The organism is Pseudomonas citronellolis, assembly GCF_900112375.1.
GTDB classification, from domain to species: Bacteria; Pseudomonadota; Gammaproteobacteria; order Pseudomonadales; family Pseudomonadaceae; genus Pseudomonas; species Pseudomonas citronellolis.
In genome coordinates this window covers 62,125-82,734 of the sequence record NZ_FOLS01000004.1, presented here as the reverse complement: position 1 = coordinate 82,734, position 20,610 = coordinate 62,125, and the positions used below count along the sequence as shown (strand labels likewise).

19 protein-coding genes, 1 other RNA gene and 1 pseudogene are annotated in these 20,610 nt (G+C 68.5%); 15 read left to right on the top strand and 6 right to left on the bottom strand.

The features are described from left to right. The first annotated feature begins 1 nt into the window (after nt 1). A complete protein-coding gene (locus BM060_RS05435) occupies nt 2-1,525 on the top strand; it encodes a malonate--CoA ligase (protein ID WP_074977990.1) in 1,524 nt (507 codons plus the stop codon). Between the two features lie 424 nt (nt 1,526-1,949). Here the strand turns inward: BM060_RS05435 and BM060_RS05430 are convergent, their stop codons facing one another. Then, nucleotides 1,950-2,930 (bottom strand): NADPH:quinone oxidoreductase family protein, encoded by a 981-nt coding sequence (locus BM060_RS05430; RefSeq protein WP_074977986.1) that lies wholly within the window; start codon nt 2,928-2,930, stop codon nt 1,950-1,952. Between the two features lie 157 nt (nt 2,931-3,087). Here BM060_RS05430 and BM060_RS05425 point away from each other — a divergent pair, with 157 nt between their 5' ends. The 4 genes from BM060_RS05425 (at nt 3,088) to BM060_RS05410 (ending at nt 8,569) form a co-directional block, all read left to right on the top strand. Then, on the top strand, nt 3,088-3,492 hold the full coding sequence (locus tag BM060_RS05425) for a flagellar basal body-associated protein FliL (RefSeq protein WP_058072639.1): 405 nt from the start codon (nt 3,088-3,090) through the stop codon (nt 3,490-3,492). Between the two features lie 137 nt (nt 3,493-3,629). Next, entirely contained in the window at nt 3,630-4,703 is a 1,074-nt protein-coding gene (locus tag BM060_RS05420; protein WP_074977983.1) for an HlyD family secretion protein, read from the top strand. Continuing rightward, entirely contained in the window at nt 4,700-7,441 is a 2,742-nt protein-coding gene (gene rbbA, locus BM060_RS05415) for a ribosome-associated ATPase/putative transporter RbbA (protein ID WP_074977980.1), read from the top strand. The genes BM060_RS05420 and rbbA overlap by 4 nt, the downstream gene beginning before the upstream one ends. 3 nt (nt 7,442-7,444) lie before the next feature. Further along, complete coding sequence (locus BM060_RS05410) at nt 7,445-8,569, top strand: ABC transporter permease (protein ID WP_074977977.1); 1,125 nt, start codon at nt 7,445-7,447, stop codon at nt 8,567-8,569. A gap of 364 nt (nt 8,570-8,933) precedes the next feature. Here the strand turns inward: BM060_RS05410 and BM060_RS05405 are convergent. Beyond that, a pseudogene (locus BM060_RS05405) lies at nt 8,934-9,386 on the bottom strand (EVE domain-containing protein); the annotation flags it as partial. Between the two features lie 187 nt (nt 9,387-9,573). On the opposite strand from BM060_RS05405, the gene BM060_RS33230 reads away from it, so the two are divergent. After that, the gene (locus tag BM060_RS33230; RefSeq protein WP_009615095.1) at nt 9,574-9,705 is read left to right on the top strand and encodes a hypothetical protein; all 132 of its coding nucleotides are present in this window, start codon (nt 9,574-9,576) and stop codon (nt 9,703-9,705) included. Between the two features lie 34 nt (nt 9,706-9,739). On the opposite strand, the gene BM060_RS05400 is transcribed toward BM060_RS33230, so the two are convergent. The 4 genes from BM060_RS05400 to BM060_RS05385 all read right to left on the bottom strand — a co-directional run bounded on the left by BM060_RS05400 (nt 9,740) and on the right by BM060_RS05385 (nt 11,089). Further along, the gene (locus BM060_RS05400; RefSeq protein ID WP_074977974.1) at nt 9,740-10,348 is read right to left on the bottom strand and encodes a 5-formyltetrahydrofolate cyclo-ligase; all 609 of its coding nucleotides are present in this window, start codon (nt 10,346-10,348) and stop codon (nt 9,740-9,742) included. 10 nt (nt 10,349-10,358) lie between these two features. Next, nucleotides 10,359-10,537, bottom strand: a non-coding RNA gene (gene ssrS / locus BM060_RS05395) — 6S RNA. A gap of 31 nt (nt 10,538-10,568) precedes the next feature. Continuing rightward, the gene (locus tag BM060_RS05390) at nt 10,569-10,883 is read right to left on the bottom strand and encodes a cell division protein ZapA (RefSeq protein ID WP_009615099.1); all 315 of its coding nucleotides are present in this window, start codon (nt 10,881-10,883) and stop codon (nt 10,569-10,571) included. Then, the gene (locus BM060_RS05385; RefSeq protein ID WP_009615100.1) at nt 10,880-11,089 is read right to left on the bottom strand and encodes a TIGR02449 family protein; all 210 of its coding nucleotides are present in this window, start codon (nt 11,087-11,089) and stop codon (nt 10,880-10,882) included. Before BM060_RS05385 ends, BM060_RS05390 begins: the two co-directional genes overlap by 4 nt. Nucleotides 11,090-11,261: 172 nt before the next feature. Here BM060_RS05385 and BM060_RS05380 point away from each other — a divergent pair, with 172 nt between their 5' ends. The 9 genes from BM060_RS05380 to gcvH all read left to right on the top strand — a co-directional run bounded on the left by BM060_RS05380 (nt 11,262) and on the right by gcvH (nt 20,553). Beyond that, on the top strand, nt 11,262-11,816 hold the full coding sequence (locus tag BM060_RS05380) for a UPF0149 family protein (RefSeq protein ID WP_074977972.1): 555 nt from the start codon (nt 11,262-11,264) through the stop codon (nt 11,814-11,816). A gap of 9 nt (nt 11,817-11,825) precedes the next feature. Then, entirely contained in the window at nt 11,826-13,160 is a 1,335-nt protein-coding gene (gene pepP, locus BM060_RS05375) for a Xaa-Pro aminopeptidase (RefSeq protein ID WP_074977970.1), read from the top strand. A 1-nt stretch (nt 13,161) separates the two neighbouring features. After that, complete coding sequence (gene ubiH, locus BM060_RS05370; RefSeq protein WP_074977967.1) at nt 13,162-14,346, top strand: 2-octaprenyl-6-methoxyphenyl hydroxylase; 1,185 nt, start codon at nt 13,162-13,164, stop codon at nt 14,344-14,346. A gap of 9 nt (nt 14,347-14,355) precedes the next feature. Beyond that, the gene (locus tag BM060_RS05365; protein WP_074977965.1) at nt 14,356-14,838 is read left to right on the top strand and encodes a DUF4442 domain-containing protein; all 483 of its coding nucleotides are present in this window, start codon (nt 14,356-14,358) and stop codon (nt 14,836-14,838) included. A 22-nt stretch (nt 14,839-14,860) separates the two neighbouring features. Beyond that, nucleotides 14,861-16,078 (top strand): 2-octaprenyl-3-methyl-6-methoxy-1,4-benzoquinol hydroxylase, encoded by a 1,218-nt coding sequence (locus tag BM060_RS05360; protein ID WP_074978286.1) that lies wholly within the window; start codon nt 14,861-14,863, stop codon nt 16,076-16,078. A gap of 117 nt (nt 16,079-16,195) precedes the next feature. Beyond that, nucleotides 16,196-17,197 carry an extracellular solute-binding protein gene (locus BM060_RS05355; RefSeq protein WP_074977962.1) on the top strand — a complete coding sequence of 334 codons (1,002 nt, stop codon included), beginning with the start codon at nt 16,196-16,198 and terminating at the stop codon, nt 17,195-17,197. A 112-nt stretch (nt 17,198-17,309) separates the two neighbouring features. Continuing rightward, the gene (locus BM060_RS05350) at nt 17,310-18,956 is read left to right on the top strand and encodes an ABC transporter permease (RefSeq protein WP_074977959.1); all 1,647 of its coding nucleotides are present in this window, start codon (nt 17,310-17,312) and stop codon (nt 18,954-18,956) included. Between the two features lie 73 nt (nt 18,957-19,029). Next, nucleotides 19,030-20,112, top strand: coding sequence for a glycine cleavage system aminomethyltransferase GcvT (gene gcvT, locus BM060_RS05345; protein ID WP_074977956.1), 1,083 nt, complete (start codon nt 19,030-19,032; stop codon nt 20,110-20,112). 51 nt (nt 20,113-20,163) lie between these two features. Beyond that, nucleotides 20,164-20,553: a glycine cleavage system protein GcvH gene (gene gcvH, locus BM060_RS05340; protein WP_009615120.1), complete on the top strand. Its 390-nt coding sequence runs from the start codon at nt 20,164-20,166 to the stop codon at nt 20,551-20,553. The last annotated feature ends 57 nt before the right edge of the window (nt 20,554-20,610 follow it).

Here is a 20,610-nt window from a genome sequence, read left to right as displayed (position 1 = left end):
CATGAACCAGAGCCTTTTCGCCGCCGTCGGCGAGCACCTGCCCGAAGACCTGAACAAACCCTTCCTCCGCACCCCGGACGGCGGCGGCTACAGCTACGCCGAGATGCTGCGCAGCAGCGCGCAGTTCGCCCACGCCCTGGTGGAACTCGGCGTGCAGCCGGGCGACCGCGTCGCCGTGCAGGTGGACAAGAGCCCCGAGGCGGTCATGCTCTACCTCGGCACCCTGCGCGCCGGCGCGGTCTACCTGCCGCTGAACAGCGGCTACACCAGCGACGAGCTGAGCTACTTCCTCGGCGACGCCGAGCCTTCGCTGTTCGTCTGCACCCCGGCCTTCGAGGAACAGGCCAAGGCGTTGGCGCAGCAGTGCGGCGTGGCCCGCGTGGCGAGCCTCGGCCAGCGCTGCGAAGGCAGCCTGATGCCCCATGTGGAAGGCAAGCCGGGGCGCTTCCTGGACATCGAGCGCAGCGCCGACGACCTCGCCGCCATCCTCTACACCTCCGGCACCACCGGGCGCTCCAAGGGCGCCATGATCAGCCACGGCAACCTGGTCTCCAACGCCCGCGCGCTGGTCGAGGCCTGGGCCATCAGCAGCGAGGACTGGCTGCTGCACGCGCTGCCGATCTTCCACATCCACGGCCTGTTCGTGGCCATCAACAGCCTACTGATGGCCGGCGGTTCGCTGCTCTACGTGGACAAGTTCGACGCCGCGCAGGTGTTGCGTCTGCTGCCGCAGGTGAACCTGCTGATGGGCGTACCGACCTTCTACACCCGTCTGCTCGACCAGGCCGGCCTGACCCGCGAGGCGGTGGCGCATATGCGCCTGTTCGTCTCCGGCTCCGCACCGCTCACCGCCGAGACGCACAAGGCCTTCCACGAACGCACCGGGGTGGCCATCCTGGAGCGCTACGGCATGACCGAGACCGGCATGAACACCTCCAACCCGCTGAATGGCGAACGCATTGCCGGCACTGTCGGCTTCCCGCTGCCGGGCGTGGAACTGCGCATCACCGACCCGGGCGAGAAAGAGGCGAAGCTGCTGCCGCAGGGCGAGCCGGGGATGATCGAAGTACGCGGCGCCAACGTGTTCCGCGGCTACTGGCGCATGCCCGAGAAGACCGCCGAGGAACTGCGTAGTGACGGCTTCTTCATGACCGGCGACATCGGCTTCATCGACGACAAGGGCTACGTGCAGATCGTCGGACGCAGCAAGGACATGATCATCAGCGGCGGCTACAACGTGTACCCGAAGGAGCTGGAACAACTCATCGACACCCTGCCGGGCGTGGCCGAATCGGCGGTGATAGGCGTGCCGCACCGCGACTTCGGCGAAGGCGTGACGGCGGTGGTGGTGGCCAAGCCCGGCGAGGCGCCGAGCGAGGCGGACATCCTGGCGGGCCTGGACGGTCACCTGGCGCGCTACAAGCAGCCCAAGCGGGTGGTGTTCGTGGACGCGTTGCCGCGCAATGTGATGGGGAAGGTGCAGAAGAACCAGCTGCGCGAGCGCTTCAAGCAGTTGTACTCCTGAACGTAGGGCGGATAACCGTTCGCGGTTATCCGCCGATGGTCCCAGCGCGATAACGGCTTTTCGTAGGAGCGAGCTTGCTCGCGAACAGTGCTCGCCGGTGAGCTCGGTGTATTGGATGGACTCCGCAACCCTCTCCCCAGCCCTCTCCCTGAAGGGAGAGGGGGCTAGTCCGTGCCGAGAGAAGTAATGGTTTCAGCCGGAACCTACCGGGCTAACCGGCTAACTCCAAAACACCCGCCTCTGCCCAACGGCCCCCTCTCCCTTCAGGGAGAGGGAGCTATCCGTGCCGCCGGTGGTTTTCCTGCCATCCGGCAACACCGGCCTGGCCGACGAGCGCCGAAATCACACTTCACACCGAACGGTCCCCTCTCCCTTCAGGGAGAGGGTTAGGGAGAGGGAGCGGACTCCCCCAAACACCATCACATCAGGCGCGCACCTGCACCACCACCTTCCCAACAGCCCTACGCTGCCCGAGATGGTTGATGGCCTCCCCAGCCTTCTCCAACGAATAGGTCTGCGAAACCAACGGCTTCAACTTGCCCTCCGCAAACCACTGGAACAGCTGCTGGAAGTTCGCCGCATTGTCCTGCGGCTGGCGCTGGGCGAAGGCGCCCCAGAACACGCCCACCAGCGAGGCGCCCTTGAGCAGTGGCAGGTTGGCCGGCAGCGAGGGGATGGTGCCGCTGGCGAAGCCGACCACCAGCAGGCGGCCGTTCCAGGCGATGCTGCGGAAGGCTTCCTCGAACAGCTCGCCGCCCACCGGGTCGTAGATCACGTCCACGCCCTGGCCGCCGGTGATTTCCTTGAGCTTGTCCTTCAGGCTGCCTTCGCTGTAGTTGACCAGCACGTCGGCGCCGGCGGCCTTGGCCACTTCCAGCTTGGCGTCGCTGCTGGCCGCGGCTATCACTTTCGCGCCCATGGCCTTGCCGATTTCCACCGCCGCCAGGCCCACGCCGCCGGAGGCGCCGAGCACCAGCAGGGTTTCGCCCGGCTGCAGGTTGCCGCGCTGCTTGAGCGCGTGCATCGAGGTGCCGTAGGTCATGCCGAAGGCGGCGGCGGTGGTGAAGTCCATGCCCGCCGGGATCGGCATCACGTTGTAGGCGCCCACCGCCACCTGCTCGGCGAAGCTGCCCCAGCCGGTCAGGGCGATGACGCGGTCGCCGGGCTTCACGTGGCTGACCTTCTCGCCCACCGCCGCGACCACGCCGGCGGCCTCGCCGCCCGGGGCGAAGGGGAAGGGCGGCTTGAACTGGTACTTGCCCTCGATGATCAGGGTGTCGGGGAAGTTCACTCCGGCGGCGTGGACGTCCAGCAGCACTTCGTTCTTCTTCGGCTCGGGGCTGGCGACTTCTTCCAGCACCAGGGTTTCGGCGGGGCCGAAGGCTTTGCACAGCAAGGCTTTCATCGGAGGTACTCCTTTCGTGTAATGCCCGGCAGTGTAGGAGTGACGGGGCGGGGGGCAAATCAGTATGGTCCCGGCTTATGCCCGTGCATAACCGCCGGGCTTGGGCCGCGCGCCCGGTATGGCTATGCTTGCCGGCATCGTGCATGGAGAAGTCGCCTTGAAAGCCCTGATCGCCCTGTCGCTGGCCCTGTTCCTCAGCCCCCTGATGGCTTCCGAGGAGGCCAAGCCGGAAGACGCCAACAAACCGCTGTTCGTCGACCTCACCCCGGCCCTGGTGGGCAACTACGGCAGCGGCCCGAAACTGAAGTACTACAAGGCCGACATCGCCCTGAAGGTCACCGGCAAGGAGGCCGAGGAGAAGGTCGAGCACCACGAGCCGCTGATCCGCAACCAGCTGATCATGCTGTTCGCCCAGCAGACCGACGAGACCCTCGGCAGCGTCGAGGCCAAGGAGAAACTGCGCCAGGAGGCGCTCAAGCAGGTACAGACGGTCCTCAAAGAAGAGGAAGGGAAGCCACTGGTGGACGATCTGCTGTTCAACAACCTGATCGTGCAGCCCTGACAAGGCACAGGTCTCGCGTGTTTTCGCCCGGTATCCAGGTCTTTTCGGGCGGCTCTGACCTGTATCAAGGCCTTTTCCCCTCCCTTCGCTGAAGATCCCTACAAGATCGCTCTGATGAGCGTTGACCAGGGGGTACGATGAAGGGAAATTCGAAACGCTGGCTGTTCCGTGGCGGCGTGCTCGCGGCCTGTGCCGTGGTCGCCGCGCTGGCCTGGCAGACGCTCAAGCCCAACGGCCTGGGCGAAGGCTTCGCCAGCGGCAACGGGCGCATCGAGGCCACCGAGGTGGACGTAGCCACCAAGCTGCCCGGCCGCGTGGCCGAGATCAAGGTGGACGAGGGCGACTTCGTCAAGACCGGCGAAGTGGTCGCGCGCATGGACACCCAGGTGCTGGAAGCGCAGCTGGCCCAGGCCCAGGCCGAGGTGCGCCGGGCGCAGAACGCCAAGCTCACCGCCGAATCCGTGGTGACCCAGCGCAACAGCGAGAAGAGCACCGCCGAGGCGGTGGTGGCCCAGCGCCAGGCCGAACTCACCGCCGCGCAGAAGCGTTTCACCCGCACCGAGCAACTGGTCAGGCGCAACGCCCTGCCGCAACAGCAACTGGATGACGACCGCGCCGTGCTGCAGAGCGCCCAGGCCGCGCTGTCCGCCGCGCGTTCCCAGGTGATCTCGGCCCAGGCCGCCATCGAGGCCGGGCGTTCCCAGGTGATCGAGGCGCAATCGGCCATCGAGGCGGCCACCGCCAGCGTCGCCCGGCTGCAGGCCGACATCGACGACAGCCTGCTGCGCGCCCCCCGCGACGGCCGCGTGCAGTACCGCGTGGCGCAGCCCGGCGAGGTGCTGGCCGCCGGCGGCAAGCTGCTCAACATGGTCGACCTGACCGACGTCTACATGACCTTCTTCCTGCCCTCGGCCCAGGCCGGCCGCGTGGAGCTTGGCCAGGAAGTGCACCTGGTGATAGACGCGGTGCCGCAGTACGTGATCCCGGCCAAGGTCTCCTACGTCGCCAGCGTCGCCCAGTTCACGCCCAAGACCGTGGAAACCGCCAACGAGCGCGAGAAGCTGATGTTCCGCGTCAAGGCGCGCCTGGACCCGGTGCTGCTGGAGAAATACATCACCTACGTGAAGACCGGCGTGCCCGGCATGGCCTACCTGCGCCTGGACCCTGAAGCGCAATGGCCGGACAACCTGCAGATCAAGGTTCCGCAATGAGCGCCCCGCACGCCGCGGTGGCCAGCCTGGCCGGCGTGTCGCTGCGCTACGGGCAGACCCGCGCGGTGGACGACGTGAGCCTGGACATCCCGGCCAACTGCATGGTCGGCCTGATCGGCCCGGACGGCGTCGGCAAGTCCAGCCTGCTGGCGCTGATCGCCGGCGCGCGCAAGCTGCAGGACGGCCAGGTGCACGTGCTCGGCGGCGACATGCGCGACGCCCGCCACCGCCGCGCGGTGTGCCCGCGCATCGCCTACATGCCCCAGGGCCTGGGCAAGAACCTCTACCCGACGCTCTCGGTGTTCGAGAACGTCGACTTCTTCGGCCGCCTGTTCGGCCACGACAAGGCCGAGCGCGAACGGCGCATCGCCGACCTGCTGCACAGCACCGGCCTTGCGCCCTTCGCCGAGCGCCCGGCGGGCAAGCTCTCCGGCGGCATGAAGCAGAAGCTCGGGCTGTGCTGCGCGCTGATCCACGACCCCGATCTGCTGATCCTCGACGAGCCCACCACCGGCGTCGACCCGCTGTCGCGCAACCAGTTCTGGGAGCTGATCGGGCGCATCCGCGCCGGCCGCCAGGGCATGAGCGTGCTGGTGGCCACCGCCTACATGGAGGAGGCCGAGCGCTTCGACACCCTGGTGGCGATGGACGAGGGCAAGGTGCTGGCCACCGGCACCCCCGCCGAGCTGCGCGAGCACACCGGCACGCAAAGCCTGGAGGCGGCCTTCGTCGCGCTGTTGCCCGAGCGCAAGCGAGCCGGCCACCACGAGCTGGTGATTCCGCCGCGCCAGCACAGCGAGGGCGCGCCGCAGATCGCCATCGAGGCCGAGGGGCTGACCTGCCGCTTCGGCGACTTCGTCGCGGTGGACCACGTCAGCTTCCGCATCGAGCGCGGGGAAATCTTCGGCTTCCTCGGCTCCAACGGCTGCGGCAAGTCCACCACCATGAAGATGCTCACCGGCCTGTTGCCGGCCAGCGAGGGCAGTTGCGCGCTGTTCGGCCAGCCGGTGAACGCCAAGGACATGGCCACCCGCCGCCGGGTGGGCTACATGTCCCAGGCCTTCTCGCTGTACGCCGAGCTGACGGTGCTGCAGAACCTGGAACTGCACGCCAAGCTGTTCCACCTGCCGAGCGAGCAGATAGGCCCGCGGGTGGAGGAGATGCTCGCGCGCTTCGACCTCGGCAAGGTCCGCGACGAGTTGCCCGACAGCCTGCCGCTGGGCATCCGCCAGCGCCTGTCGCTGGCCGTGGCGGTGATCCACAAGCCGGAAATCCTGATCCTCGACGAGCCCACCTCGGGCGTCGACCCGGTGGCCCGCGACGGCTTCTGGCAACTGATGGTCGAGCTGTCGCGGCGCGACGGGGTGACCATCTTCATCTCCACCCACTTCATGAACGAGGCCCAGCGCTGCGACCGCATCTCGCTGATGCACGCCGGCAAGGTGCTCGACAGCGATACCCCGCAGGGCCTGATCGACAAGCGCGGCCTGCCGACCCTGGAGGCGACCTTCATCGCCTACCTGGAAGAGGCCGCCGGCAGCGCCGCGCCGCCGCCCGAGCCGCAGGCGCCGGCCAGCACCGCCGAGCAGGCGCCGCACAAGCCGCAGCGCCAGCGCTTCAGCCCGCTGCGCCTGTTCAGCTATGCGCGGCGCGAATCCATGGAACTGCGCCGCGACCCCATCCGCCTGACCCTGGCGCTGCTGGGCACGGCGCTGCTGATGTTCATCATCGGCTACGGCATCAACATGGACGTCGAGGACCTGTCCTACGCCGTGCTCGACCGCGACCAGACCACCACCAGCCAGGCCTACGCGCTGAACATCGCCGGCTCGCGCTACTTCGTCGAGCACCCGGCGATCCGCGACCCCGACGACCTCGACCGGCGCCTGCGCAGCGGCGAGCTGAGCCTGGCGCTGGAAATCCCGCCGCACTTCGGCCGCGACCTCAAGCGCGGCGACGATCCGGCCATCGGCGTGTGGATCGACGGCGCCATGCCTACCCGCGCCAACACCGTGCAGGGCTACGTGCAGGGCCTGCACAGCAGCTACCTGGCCGAGCTGGCCCGGCAGAGCGGCAACGCCGAGGCCAGCGCGGCGGCCAGCACCGAGGTGCGCTACCGCTACAACCCCGACGTGGAGAGCCTCAAGGCCATGGTCCCGGCGGTGATCCCGCTGCTGCTGATCATGATCCCGGCGATGCTCACCGCCCTGGGCGTGGTGCGCGAGAAGGAGCTGGGCTCGATCACCAACCTCTACGTCACGCCGGTGACGCGCCTGGAGTTCCTGCTCGGCAAGCAGTTGCCCTACATCGGCATGGGCATGGTCAACTTCGTGCTGATGCTGGCCATGGCGGTGCTGCTGTTCCGTGTGCCGCTCAAGGGCAGCCTGCTGGCGCTGAGCCTCGGCGCGCTGCTGTACGTGATCACCAGCACCGGCCTCGGCCTGCTGCTGTCGACCTTCATGAAGAGCCAGATCGCCGCGGTGTTCGGCACCGCCATCGCCACCATGATCCCGGCCATCCAGTTCGCCGGGCTGATCCACCCGGTGTCTTCGCTGGAGGGCGCAGCGGCGCTGATCGGCAAGCTCTACCCGACCTCGCACTTCCTGATCATCAGCCGCGGCACCTTCTCCAAGGCCCTGGGCCTGAGCGACCTGTGGCTCTACTACCTGCCGCTGCTGGCGGCCATCGGCGTGCTGACGCTGCTCAGCGTGCTCCTGTTGAAGAAGCAGGAGGACTGAGCGATGAAGAAACTGGCGAACATCTTCAACCTGGGCGTCAAGGAATTCCGCAGCCTCGGCCGCGACTACGCGATGCTGATCCTGATCGCCTGGGCCTTCACCCTGGGCGTCTACAGCTCCGCCACCGGCGTGCCGGAAACCCTGCACCACGCGCCCATCGCGGTGGTCGACGAGGACCAGTCGCAGCTCTCCTCGCGGATCATCAACGCCTTCCAGGCACCGTACTTCCGCACGCCGGAAATGATCGGCCACGCGCAGATGGACCGCGGCATGGACACCGGCCTGTACACCTTCACCCTGGACATCCCGCCGGACTTCCAGCGCGACGTGCTGGCCGGCCGCCAGCCGGCGGTGCAGGTCAACGTCGACGCCACCCAGACCGCCCAGGCCTTCTCCGGCGCCGGCTACATCCAGAACATCATTGCCACCGAGGTGCGCGAGTTCGTCAGCCGCTACCGCAGCGAGCCGGGCATGCCGGCGGAGCTGGCGGTGCGCATGGAGTTCAACCCGAACCTGACCCAGGCCTGGTTCGGCGCGGTGATGGAGGTGATCAACCAGATCACCATGCTGTCGATCATCCTCACCGGCGCCGCGCTGATCCGCGAGCGCGAGCACGGCACCGTCGAGCACCTGCTGGTGATGCCGCTGACCGCCTTCGAGATCATGCTGGCCAAGGTCTGGTCGATGGGCGTGGTGGTGCTGGCGGCGGCCGCGCTGTCGCTGCAGCTGGTGGTGCGCGGCTGGCTGGACGTGCCGATCAGCGGCTCGCTGGCGCTGTTCCTGCTGGGCGCGGCGCTGCACCTGTTCGCCACCACCTCGATGGGCATCTTCCTCGGCACCGTGGCGCGCTCGATGCCGCAGCTGGGCCTGCTGGTGATCCTCACCCTGATGCCGCTGCAGATCCTCTCCGGCGGCACCACGCCGCGCGAGAGCATGCCGGAGCTGGTGCAGAACATCATGCTGTTCGCCCCGACCACGCACTTCGTCAGCCTGGCCCAGGCCATCCTGTTCCGCGGCGCCGGGCTGGCCATCGTCTGGCCGCAGTTGCTGGCGATCATTGGTATTGGCGCGGCGTTTTTCTGCGGGGCGTTGTGGCGGTTCCGCAGGACTATTTCGCAGATGGCTTGATGCTCGTGAACGGGTGTCTGCCGGTTGGTGCGGTGTATTGGATGGACTCCGCAGCCCTCTCCCCAGCCCTCGGCTGCGCGCCCCGCCCTGAAGGGAGAGGGGGCTTGTCCGTGCCGAGAGAGGGACTGGTTTCAGCTGGAAACCTTCGGTGTTGCCGGCTAACTCCAGAACATCCGTGTCTGCCCAACGGTCCCCTCTCCCTTCAGGGAGAGGGTTAGGGAGAGGGCGCTCTTCGGGGTGAACACCAAGCGGTCACCGGCAAACACTGTTCGCGAGCAAGAACTAGGCGTCCCCCTCGCTCCTACGAAGAGCATCCCCACCGAGCCATCATCCCCAATCCACCCGACGACCGGCCTGCGTCCTCGCGTCGCGCCAACCCAAGGATGATCTCCCACTGCTCCTCGCTCACCGGCATAACCGACAAACGGCTGCCGCGCTGCACCAGGGCCAGCTCCTCCAGCCCAGCAGCGGCGCGGATGGCAGCCAGCGGCAGCACTTCCCTGAACGCCTCCACGAAGCTCACGTCCCGCGCGCTCCAGGGGTTCTTCTCGGCGCTGGCCTTGGCGTCGTGGTAGGGGCTCTGCGGGTCCAGCGCCGTGGGATCGGGGTAGGCCTCGCCCTCGATGCGGGCGATGCCGGCCACGCCCGGCTGCGGGCAGCTGGAGTGGTAGAAGAAGAACAGGTCGCCGGGCTGCATGCTGCGCACGAAGTTGCGTGCCTGGTAGTTGCGCACGCCATCCCAGCGCGCCTTGCCCAGGCGCTGCAGGTCATGGATCGACAGTTCGTCGGGTTCGGATTTCATCAGCCAGTACGGCATGACTCTTGCTCCAGTTTCGCCGTTTTTGTGGGAAGCGGCTGACTCCGACGACTGGACCAGGCATGGAATTGCGAGACGCTTTCCATTGTCGGAGAATGCCGCCGTTTTTCAGCTTGGCACGCGCCGGACGGACCAAAAACCACCGCCGGCCATCGTTGACAGTTTGCCTGGAAGGGGGAGGCAATCGATGAAGCGTAAGCCCGATCTGTTGTGGGTGCTGGTGATTCTTTTCGGCCTGGGCGTTGTCACCACCGGTTACACCCAGAGCCTGTGGGATCGCCAGGGCGAGGTCCCGGTCCAGGTGACCAAACAGCCCTGATTCACCCCGCCTGGCGCCGCAGGGAACGCGGCGCCTATGCGAGCGCGCCGTACCAGCCGGCGTCGCTGACGATGCCCTGCAGCGGCACATCCCAACTGGCCAGGTCCAGCCTGTCCACCTTCTGGCATTCGTGCGCCAGGCCCAAAAGTGTCGGTTTGCGCCAGATTTTGCGCCTGCCCAGGTACGCCAGGGTGCGGTCGTAGAAACCCTTGCCCATGCCCAGGCGTCCACCCCGTTCGTCGAAACCCACCAGCGGCAGCAGCACCAGGTCCAGCGCCCAGGGCTCGCGTTGGCGGCCGCGGTCCGGCAGCGGCTCGGCGATGCCGTAGCGGTTTTTCCGCCAGCGCTCGCCGTTGCCGACGCGCTGGAAGGTCATGTGGGTGTGCGGCCAGCGGCTGAGCACCGGCAGGTAGGTGGCCTTGCCGCGTTTCTGCGCGGCCTTGAGCAGCGGGCGCGGGTCGATCTCGCCGTCGGCGGGCAGGTACAGGGCGATGTGGCGGGCGCGGCGGAACAGCGGGTGTTGCGCCATGCGGCGTTGCAGGTCGCGGGCGGCCTGGCGTTGCTGTTGCGCGCTGAGCTTGCGGCGGGCCTGGCGCAACAGACGGCGCAGGGCGATGCGGGAAAGGTCTTGGGCGTGGATCATGGTAGGAGGAAAGCTCCCCGGACATGCCGCTGTCGGGTTAGCCCTTGAACCCGAAAGTTCAAGGTGGCGGTTGCAGTAGGCTTTAAGGCTTTCCGTCGTGCGGACATGCACACCAGCCCAACTGGCAACCTCCGTTGTTGCGATTATCGGCTCAGGGACATCACCGACTGGCCAACACACCAGGGAGCGTGGCCAGTATACCCCAGGGTTTTCTCCGGGGTCAGTCTTCCCGCCCGGGCTGATCGGTGGTAAGGGCGCGGTCCACGCGCTCGAGCAGTTCGCGCACGCGTTCGCGGGTGCTGCTGTGCTCGTTGTCCATGCGCTCCTGCTTGTGCAGCAGGTCGTGGGTGATGTTCAGCGCGGCCATCACGGCGACGCGGTCGGCGCCGATGACCTTCCCGCTCGAGCGGATCTCGCGCATCTTGCTGTCCAGGTAGCGCGCGGCGCTTTCCAGGTTGACGCGCTCCTCGGCGGGGCACGTGATGCAGTATTCCTTGTCGAGAATCTGCACGTTCAGGGTGTTCGTCTGGCTCATGAGTCCTGCTCCAGGGCTTTCAGGCGCAAAATCATCGCTTCGACCTTGTGGCGCGCCAATTCGTTCTTCTCGATCAGATGAGCGCGCTCTTCGCGCCAACTCTTCTCGTTGGCCCGCAGCAGCCGGTTCTCCGCCTTGAGCTGTTCCAGGCGCTGGAGCAGGAGGTCGAATTTGGCGATCAGCGTTTGCAGGTCGGCGTCTTCCATGGGCTCTCGCTTGGGCAAGGGGATGACCGGAAACTATACAAGGTGCGGCACCGCACGGCTCTGCCCGACATGCCATCGCATGGTCTGAGCGCGCCCGGCGGTGCTAGGATAGCCACTCTCATTCTATGCATAGCGCCTGGTGGCGCCTAGCGTCGATATTCAGGTCCCGCGCATGTCCACAGTAAATTCCGCCTACACCGCTTTCGCCAACCTGCTCGCCGAGGCACCCCTGCCGATTTCCCCGGCGGAACTGCACGGCCATCTGCTCGGGCGCGTCTGCGCCGGCGCCGGCTTCGACCAGGGCGAGTGGCTGCAGGCCGCTTCCGAACTGCTCGGCGGCGAGCCGGGCGAACGCCTGCAGGCCGCCCTGTCCGGCCTGCTGGGCATGGTCCAGCAGGACCTCGGCGCCGGCGAGATGGCCGTGGTGCTGATGCTGCCCAATGACGACGCCCCGCTGGCCGAGCGCGCCCAGGCCCTGGGCCAGTGGTGCCAGGGCTTCCTCGCCGGCTTTGGCCTGGCGCTGCGCCAGGCCAGCCTGTCCGACGAGGCCGACGAAGTGCTCCAGGACATCGCCGCCATCGCCCAGGTCCAGGGCCAGCTGGAAGAGTCCGAGGACGGCGAGACGGACTACATGGAAGTCCAGGAATACCTGCGGGTCGCCCCGCTGCTGCTGTTCTCCGAATTCGGCAAGGTGCCGGCGCCGGCCGACAAACCCTCCCTGCACTGAGGTAGCTGCATGATCCGTATCGCCAAACCGGAATACGCCCGTCGGCGCAAGGCGCTGATGGCGCAGATGGAGCCCAACAGCATCGCCATCCTGCCCGCGGCGCCGATGTACATCCGCAACCGCGACGTCGAGCACGTCTACCGCCAGGACAGCGACTTCCAGTACCTCACCGGCTTCCCCGAGCCGGAAGCGGTGATGGTGCTGATCCCCGGCCGCGAGCACGGTGAGTACGTATTGTTCTGCCGCGAGCGCGACCCCGAGCGCGAGTTGTGGGACGGCCTGCGCGCCGGCCAGGACGGCGCGATCAAGGACTTCGGCGCCGACGACGCCTTCCCCATCGGCGACATCGACGACATCCTCCCCGGCCTGATCGAGGGCCGCGACCGCGTCTACTACGCGCTGGGCGCCAACCCCGAGTTCGACCGCCGGCTGATGGACTGGATCAACGTGATCCGCTCCAAGGCCCGCCAGGGCGCGCAGCCGCCGAACGAGTTCGTCGCCCTCGATCACCTGCTGCACGACCTGCGCCTGTACAAGAGCGCCGGCGAAGTGAAGGTGATGCGCTACGCCGCCGAGGTCTCCTGCGGCGCCCACATCCGCGCCATGCAGGCCTGCCGGCCGGGGCTCTACGAATACCACCTGGAGGCGGAGCTGGAATACGCCTTCCGCCTGGGCGGGGCGAAGATGCCGGCCTACGGTTCGATCGTCGCCACCGGGCGCAACGCCTGCATCCTGCACTACCGGGAGAACGACGCGCAGATCAAGGACGGCGACCTGATCCTGATCGACGCCGGCTGCGAGATCGACTGCTACGCCAGCGACATCACCCGCACCTTCCCGGCCAACGGCGTGTTCAGCCCCGAGCAGAAGGCCATCTACGAGCTGGTGCTGGAGGCCAACATGGCCGCCTTCGACTACATCGCCCCCGGCCGCCACTGGAACGAAGCCCACGAGGCCACCGTGCGCGTCATCACCGCCGGCCTGGTGAAGCTCGGCCTGCTCAAGGGCGACGTCGACGAACTGATCGCCAGCGAAGCCTACAAGGCCTTCTACATGCACCGCGCCGGCCACTGGCTGGGCATGGACGTGCACGACGTCGGCGAATACCGCGTCGGCGGCGAATGGCGCGTGCTCGAGCCGGGCATGTCGATGACCGTCGAGCCGGGCATCTACATCGCGCCGGACAACACCGACGTGCCGAAGAAATGGCGCGGCATCGGCGTGCGCATCGAGGACGACGTGGTGGTGACCAGGAGCGGTTGCGAAGTGCTGACCAACGGCGTGCCCAAAACCGTCGCCGCCATCGAGGCGCTGATGGCCGAAGCAAAGGCCCAGGCGGCCTGAGATGCAACGTGCGAACCTGGCGATCATCGGCGGCGGCCTGGTCGGCGCCAGCCTGGCGCTGATCCTGCAGGCCGGCGCCCGCGAGCGCGGCTGGCGCATCGTGCTCATCGAGCCGTTCGCCCCCGGCGACGCCTACCAGCCCAGCTATGACGCCCGTTCCTCGGCGCTGTCCTTCGGCAGCCGGCAGATCTATGAACGCCTCGGCCTGTGGCAGCGCATCGCCCAGCGCGGCGAGCCGATCAGCCAGATCCACGTGTCCGACCGCGGGCGCTTCGGCTCAGCACGCCTGACCGCAATGGAGGAGGGTGTGCCGGCGCTGGGCTACGTGGTGGAGAACGCCTGGCTCGGCCAGTGCCTGTGGCAGGCCCTGGACCACGAAGTGGTGAGCTGGCGCTGCCCGGCCGAAGTGCGCCGTATGCAGGCGCTGGACAACGGCTACCGGCTGACCCTGGACGACGACTCGATCCTGGACTGCGACCTCGCCGTGCTCGCCGACGGCGGCCGCTCCGGCCTGCGCGAGCAACTGGGCATCGGCGTGCGCGAGGCGCCCTACGGGCAGACCGCGCTGATCGCCAACGTCAGCCCCAGCGAGGAACACCGCGGCCAGGCCTTCGAACGCTTCACCGAACACGGGCCCATGGCCCTGCTGCCGCTGCCGGACAACCGCTGCGCGCTGGTCTGGACGCGCCCGCCGCGCGACGCCGAGCGCCTGCGCGATCTGCCCGAGCGGCAGTTCCTCGACGAACTGCAGGCAGCCTTCGGTTACCGCCTGGGTGGCTTCCGCCAGGTCGGCGCGCGCTACTGCTACCCGCTGACCCTCAGCGAGGCCGAGGAACAGGTGCGCCCGCACCTGGTGGTGCTCGGCAACGCCGCGCACAGCCTGCACCCCATCGCCGGGCAGGGCTTCAACCTGTCGCTGCGCGATGCCCAGGCCCTGGCCGACCAGTTGCTCGGCGCCGACGCCGCGCCCGGCGACTTCGCCGTGCTGCAGCGCTACCTGGAAGGCCAGCGCCTGGACCAGCAGATGACCGTCGGCTTCTCCGACCGCGTCACCCGCCTGTTCTCCAACGCCCAGCCGATGCTGGCCACCGGGCGCAACCTGGGCCTGCTCGGCCTCGACCTGCTACCGCCGGCCAAGCGCTGGTTCGCCCGCCAGGCCATGGGCCTGGGCGCGCGGCCGGTCTAGGGAGCGGCGATGTCCTCAGGCAAGATGGCCCGCCGCGCCCGCCTGCTGCGCTTCGGCCTCAACCTCTACCCGCCCTACATCGGCGCCGGCGTGCGGGTGCGCCACATCGCCCCGGACTTCCGCGAGGTGCGGGTGAAGATGGTGCTGTCCTGGTTCAACCGCAACTACGTCGGCACCCAGTTCGGCGGCAGCCTGTACAGCATGACCGACCCCTTCTTCATGCTCATGCTGATGGAGAACCTGGGGCGCGACTACATCGTCTGGGACAAGGCCGCCAACATCGAATTCATCACCCCGGGCAAGGGGCCGGTGTACGCCGAGTTCCGCATCGACCAGCAACTGCTGGACGAAGTCCGGGCGCAGACCGCCGACGGCGGCAAGTGCCTGCCCAAGCTGCACGCCGAGGTGCGCGACGGCGAGGGCACGCTGGTCGCGCGGGTGCAGAAGACCCTCTACATCAGGCTCAAGCCGCGCCTGCGCAAGGCCGGCTGACGACATGGAAAAAGGAATGCAGATGCACGCGGATCTGGTGATTGTCGGGGCGGGGATGGTCGGCAGCGCGCTGGCCCTGGCGTTGCAGGGCAGCGGCCTGGAAATCCTCCTGCTCGACGGCTCGCCGCTGAGCGTGAAGCCCTTTGATCGCACGGCGCGCTTCGAGCCGCGGGTCAGCGCCCTGTCCGAGGCCAGCCGGCGCATCCTCCAGCGCCTGCACGCCTGGGACGGCATCCTCGCGCGGCGCGCCGAGCCCTACCGCGAGATGCACGTGTGGGATGGCTCCGGCACCGGCCAGGTGCACTTCAGCGCGGCCAGCGTGCACGCCGAGGTGCTCGGCCACATCGTCGAGAACCGCGTGGTGCAGGACGCCCTGCTGGAGCGCCTGCACGACACCACCCTCGGCCTACTGCCCGGCGCGCGCCTGGAGCAACTGCGCCACTCCGGCGACGACTGGCTGCTGACCCTGGCCGACGGCCGGCAGGTCCGCACGCCACTGGTGGTCGCCGCCGATGGCGCCAACTCCGCCGTGCGCCGCCTGGCCGGCTGCGCCACCCGCGAGTGGGACTACCTGCACCACGCCATCGTCACCAGCGTACGCTGCGAAAAACCGCACCAGGCCACCGCCTGGCAGCGCTTCACCGACGACGGCCCGCTGGCCTTCCTGCCGCTGTCCCGCGAGGGCGACAGGCACTGGTGCTCGATCGTCTGGTCGACCACCCCGGAGCAGGCCGAACGCCTGATGGCGCTGGGCGACGACGGCTTCCGCGAATCCCTCGGCCGGGCCTTCGAGCATTGCCTGGGCGGCATCGAGCAGGTCGACCCGCGCCTGTGCATCCCGCTGCGCCAGCGCCACGCCAAGCGCTACGTGGAGCCGGGCCTGGCGCTGATCGGCGACGCCGCGCACACCATCCACCCGCTGGCCGGGCAGGGCGTCAACCTGGGCTTCCTCGACGCCGCGGTGCTGGCCGAGGTGCTGATGCACGCCCACGCCCGTGGCGAGCGCATCGCCGACGAGCGCGTGCTGAGCCGCTTCGAACGCCGGCGGATGCCGCACAACCTGGCGATGATGGCGGCGATGGAAGGCTTCCAGCGCCTGTTCCAGGCCGACCCGCTGCCGGTGCGCTGGCTGCGCAACGCCGGCCTGCGCCTGGTCGACCGCCACCACGAGGCCAAGGGCCTGTTCGTCCGCCAGGCCCTGGGCCTGTCCGGCGACCTGCCGACGCTGGCGAGGGTCTGAGGCGCCGCGACTCCGTGTCGCGGCGTGGTGAAACACCCGGTCACAAAGGTCGGCTCCGGGGCTAAATGAGGTTCCTTATCATCTGGAACCTCATTCCGCTACCCAGGAGCCGCCAGCATGTCGGTACGCAAAGGCCTTCTCGCTTCCCTCGCCCTCACCGCACTGGCCGGCACCGCCCAGGCCGCCGACGAGGTGGTGGTCTACTCCTCGCGCATCGACGAGCTGATCAAGCCGGTGTTCGACGCCTACACGAAGAAAACCGGCGTGCAGGTCAAGTTCATCACTGACAAGGAAGCGCCGCTGATGGCGCGGATCAAGGCCGAGGGCGCCAACACCCCGGCCGACCTGCTGCTCACCGTCGACGCCGGCAACCTCTGGCAGGCCGAGAAGATGGGCATCCTGCAGCCGTTCGACTCGCCGATCCTCGACGCCAACATCCCCCCGCAGTACCGCTCCGGCACCGACAGCTGGACCGGCCTGTCGCTGCGCGCGCGGACCATCGCCTACTCCACCCAGCGGGTGAAGCCTGAGGAGCTGAGCACCTACGAGGCCCTGGCCGACAAGCAGTGGGAAGGCCGCCTGTGCCTGCGCACGGCGAAGAAGGTCTACAACCAGTCGCTGACCGCCACCCTGATCGAGACCCACGGCGAGCAGAAGACCGAGCAGATCCTCAAGGGCTGGGTGGGCAACCTGGCCACCGACGTGTTCTCCGACGACACCGCGCTGCTCCAGGCCATCGCCGCCGGCCAGTGTGACGTCGGCATCGTCAACACCTACTACTACGGGCGCCTGCACCAGCAGAAGCCGGACCTGCCGGTGAAACTGTTCTGGCCGAACCAGGGCGACCGCGGCGTGCACGTCAACCTCTCGGGCATCGGCCTGACCAGGCACGCGCCGCACCCCGAGCAGGCCAAGGCCCTGGTGGAATGGATGACCGGCCCCGACGCCCAGGCGCTGTTCGCCTCGCTGAACCAGGAATTCCCGGCCAACCCGAAGGTCGCGCCCTCGGAGGAAGTGGCGGCCTGGGGCAGCTTCAAGGCCGACAGCATCCCGGTGGAAGTCGCCGGCAAGCGCCAGGCCGAAGCCATCAAGCTGATGGACCGGGCGGGTTGGAACTGAGCCCCGCGCGGAACCGACGCCCCTGTAGGAGCGAGCTTGCTCGCGAACCCGAACCGCGTGCCGGGGCGTTCGCGAGCAAGCTCGCTCCTACAAAAAGCGCGAATAGCTAGCCATGGCATTTCGCTGGTACCCCATCACCTTCTCCATCGCCGCCCTGGTGGCGTTGCCGCTCGTCGTTCTGGCGCTGAGCTGGGGCGAGGTCGACACGGAAATCTGGGCGCACCTGTGGGACACCCAGCTGCCGCGCCTGCTGGGCAACAGCCTGGTGCTGGTGCTCGGCGTCGGCATCGGCGTGACCCTGCTGGGCACCAGCCTGGCCTGGCTCACCGCGCTCTGCGAGTTCCCCGGGCGGCGCTGGCTGGACTGGGCGCTGATGCTGCCCTTCGCCATCCCGGCCTACGTGCTGGCGTTCGTCTTCGTCGGCCTGCTGGACTTCGCCGGGCCCTTGCAGACGCTGCTGCGCGAATGGTTCGGCAGCGGCCTGCGGCTGCCCCGGGTGCGTTCCACCGGCGGGGTGATCCTGGTCCTGGTGCTGGTCTTCTACCCCTACGTCTACCTGCTGGCGCGCGGCGCCTTCCTGGCCCAGGGCCGTGGCCTCACCGAGGCGGCGCGGGTGCTCGGGCTGTCGCCCTGGCAGGCCTTCTGGCGCGTGGCGCTGCCCATGGCGCGGCCGGCCATCGGCGCCGGCCTGGCCCTGGCGATCATGGAGACCCTGGCCGACTTCGGCGCCGTCTCGGTGTTCAACTTCGACACCTTCACCACCGCCATCTACAAGACCTGGTACGGCTTCTACAGCCTGTCCAGCGCCACCCAACTGGCCAGCCTGCTGCTGCTCGGGGTGTTCCTGGTGGTGCTCGGCGAGCGCCACAGCCGCGGACGTGTCGTGGCCGGCAGCGAGAAGCCGCGCACCGCGCCGCTGTACCGCCTGCGCGGGTTCAAGGCCTTCGCCGCCAGCGCCTGGTGCGGCCTGGTGTTCGCCTGCGCCTTCGCCATTCCCCTGGCGCAGCTGCTGGCCTGGTGCTGGCAGCGCGGCCGCTTCGACCTCGACGAGCGCTACTGGGGCCTGCTCTGGCACAGCCTCGGCCTGGGCGCCACGGCGGCGGCGCTGTGCGTGGCGGTCGGCCTGCTGCTGGCCTTCGCCCGCCGGCAGGCGCCGGCGAAGCCGGTGCGCGCCGCGGTGGGCCTGGCCAACCTCGGCTACGCAGTGCCCGGCTCGGTGCTGGCGGTGGCGATCATGCTGGCCTTCAGCTGGCTGGACAACCACTGGGTGATCCCGCTCTCCAGCGCCCTGGGCGGCGCCGGCAAGCCGCTGCTGCTGGGCAGCCTGGGGGCGTTGCTGCTGGCCTACCTGATCCGCTTCCTGGCGGTGGCCGAGGGCCCGCTGGAAAGCACCCTGATGCGCATCCGCCCGTCCTTCGCCGAGGCTTCGCGCAGCCTCGGCGTGGCGGGGCCGGCGCTGTTCGCCCGCGTCTACCTGCCGCTGCTGGCGCCGGGGCTGATGAGCGCCGCGCTGCTGGTGTTCGTCGACGTATTGAAGGAAATGCCGGCTACCCTGCTGATGCGTCCCTTCGGCTGGGACACCCTGGCCGTGCGCGTCTTCGAGATGACCAGCGAGGGCGAATGGGCCCGCGCCGCGCTGCCGGCGCTGAGCCTGGTGCTGGCCGGGTTGCTGCCGGTGGTGCTGCTGATCCGCCGCTCCGCGGCCAGCGCGGCGGGGCGCGACTCGACCGTCGGCCGAGGTGTCCAGGCACCGGCCTAGCGGCTACAATGCGCCGGTTTCGTGCGGGCCGCCCTCGCGCTCCGCATCCGCCATTCCCGGAAGGAGAACACCCATGGGACAGCGCACCCCGCTCTACGACCTGCATGTCGCCCTCGGCGCGAAAATCGTCGATTTCGGCGGTTGGGACATGCCCCTGCACTATGGATCGCAGGTCGAAGAGCACCACCAGGTCCGCCGTGACTGCGGCGTGTTCGACGTCTCCCACATGACCGTGGTCGACGTCACCGGCCCGCAGTCCAGGGAGTACCTGCAACGCCTGCTCGCCAACGACGTCGAGCGTCTGCAGGTGCCCGGCAAGGCGCTGTACAGCGGCATGCTCAACGAGCGCGGCGGGGTGGTCGACGATCTCATCGTCTACCTGGGCGTGTACGGCTACCGCGTGGTGGTCAACGCCGCCACCCGCGAGAAGGACCTGGCCTGGATGCAGGCCCACACCGAGGGCTTCGAGGTCCAGCTGCAGGCGCGCCCGGACCTGGCCATGCTGGCCGTCCAGGGCCCCAACGCGCGGGACAAGACCGCCGAGCTGGTGAGCCCCTCCCGCGCCACCCTGATCCGCGAACTCAAGCCGTTCCAGGGCAAGGCCGACGGCGACTGGTTCATCGCCCGCACCGGCTACACCGGCGAGGACGGCCTGGAGATCATGCTGCCGGCCGCCGAGGCGCCGGGCTTCCTCAACGAACTGGTCGGCGCCGGCATTTCCCCCGCCGGCCTGGGCGCGCGCGACACCCTGCGCCTGGAAGCCGGGATGAACCTCTACGGCCAGGACATGGACGAGGAGGTCTCGCCCCTGGCCGCCAACATGGGCTGGACCGTCGCCTGGGAGCCGGCCGGGCGCGACTTCATCGGCCGCCAGGCCCTGGAGGCCCAGCGCGCCGCCGGCGACCAGCCGAAGCTGGTCGGCCTGGTGCTGGAGGAGCGCGGCGTGCTGCGCGCCCACCAGGTGGTGCGGGTGGCCGGCATCGGCGAGGGCGAGATCACCAGCGGCAGCTTCTCCCCGACCCTCGGCAAGTCCATCGCCCTGGCCCGCCTGCCGGCGGCCACCGGCGACCGCGCCGAGGTGGAAATCCGTGGCAAGTGGTACCCGGTGCGCGTCGTTCAGCCGAATTTCGTGCGTCATGGCAAGGCCCTGATCTAAATTGCATAGGCGACCCGTCGTCGCCGCTGCCCCGTCCCCGAGGAAAACAAGATGAGCAACATTCCCGCCGACCTGCGTTACGCCGCCAGCCACGAGTGGGCGCGCCTGGAAGCCGACGGTACCGTCACCGTGGGCATCTCCGACCATGCCCAGGAAGCCCTGGGCGACGTGGTCTTCGTCGAGCTGCCGGAGCTCGGCAAGCAACTGAACGCTGGCCAGGAAGCCGGCGTGGTGGAATCGGTCAAGGCCGCCTCCGACATCTACGCCCCGGTCGGTGGCGAGGTGATCGCCATCAACGAGGTCCTGGCCGACACCCCCGAGGAAGTCAACAACGACCCCTACGGCTCCTGGTTCTTCAAGCTCAAGCCGAGCAACCCGGCGGAGCTGGACAAGCTGCTCGACGCCGCCGGCTACCAGGCCGCCTGCGACGCGGACGCCTGATCGCCGCGCCGAACCCACAAGGCCCCGCTCAGTCGGGGCCTTGTTCTTCCTGCCTGG

Coding starts and splice junctions, on each gene's coding strand:
- BM060_RS05435 (WP_074977990.1), top strand. CDS start 2: ATGAACCAGAGCCTTTTCGCCGCCGTCGGCGAGCACCTGCCCGAAGAC.
- BM060_RS05430 (WP_074977986.1), bottom strand. CDS start 2,930: ATGAAAGCCTTGCTGTGCAAAGCCTTCGGCCCCGCCGAAACCCTGGTG.
- BM060_RS05420 (WP_074977983.1), top strand. CDS start 3,630: ATGAAGGGAAATTCGAAACGCTGGCTGTTCCGTGGCGGCGTGCTCGCG.
- rbbA (WP_074977980.1), top strand. CDS start 4,700: ATGAGCGCCCCGCACGCCGCGGTGGCCAGCCTGGCCGGCGTGTCGCTG.
- BM060_RS05410 (WP_074977977.1), top strand. CDS start 7,445: ATGAAGAAACTGGCGAACATCTTCAACCTGGGCGTCAAGGAATTCCGC.
- BM060_RS33230 (WP_009615095.1), top strand. CDS start 9,574: ATGAAGCGTAAGCCCGATCTGTTGTGGGTGCTGGTGATTCTTTTCGGC.
- BM060_RS05400 (WP_074977974.1), bottom strand. CDS start 10,348: ATGATCCACGCCCAAGACCTTTCCCGCATCGCCCTGCGCCGTCTGTTG.
- BM060_RS05390 (WP_009615099.1), bottom strand. CDS start 10,883: ATGAGCCAGACGAACACCCTGAACGTGCAGATTCTCGACAAGGAATAC.
- BM060_RS05385 (WP_009615100.1), bottom strand. CDS start 11,089: ATGGAAGACGCCGACCTGCAAACGCTGATCGCCAAATTCGACCTCCTG.
- BM060_RS05380 (WP_074977972.1), top strand. CDS start 11,262: ATGTCCACAGTAAATTCCGCCTACACCGCTTTCGCCAACCTGCTCGCC.
- pepP (WP_074977970.1), top strand. CDS start 11,826: ATGATCCGTATCGCCAAACCGGAATACGCCCGTCGGCGCAAGGCGCTG.
- ubiH (WP_074977967.1), top strand. CDS start 13,162: ATGCAACGTGCGAACCTGGCGATCATCGGCGGCGGCCTGGTCGGCGCC.
- BM060_RS05365 (WP_074977965.1), top strand. CDS start 14,356: ATGTCCTCAGGCAAGATGGCCCGCCGCGCCCGCCTGCTGCGCTTCGGC.
- BM060_RS05360 (WP_074978286.1), top strand. CDS start 14,861: ATGCACGCGGATCTGGTGATTGTCGGGGCGGGGATGGTCGGCAGCGCG.
- BM060_RS05355 (WP_074977962.1), top strand. CDS start 16,196: ATGTCGGTACGCAAAGGCCTTCTCGCTTCCCTCGCCCTCACCGCACTG.
- BM060_RS05350 (WP_074977959.1), top strand. CDS start 17,310: ATGGCATTTCGCTGGTACCCCATCACCTTCTCCATCGCCGCCCTGGTG.
- gcvT (WP_074977956.1), top strand. CDS start 19,030: ATGGGACAGCGCACCCCGCTCTACGACCTGCATGTCGCCCTCGGCGCG.
- gcvH (WP_009615120.1), top strand. CDS start 20,164: ATGAGCAACATTCCCGCCGACCTGCGTTACGCCGCCAGCCACGAGTGG.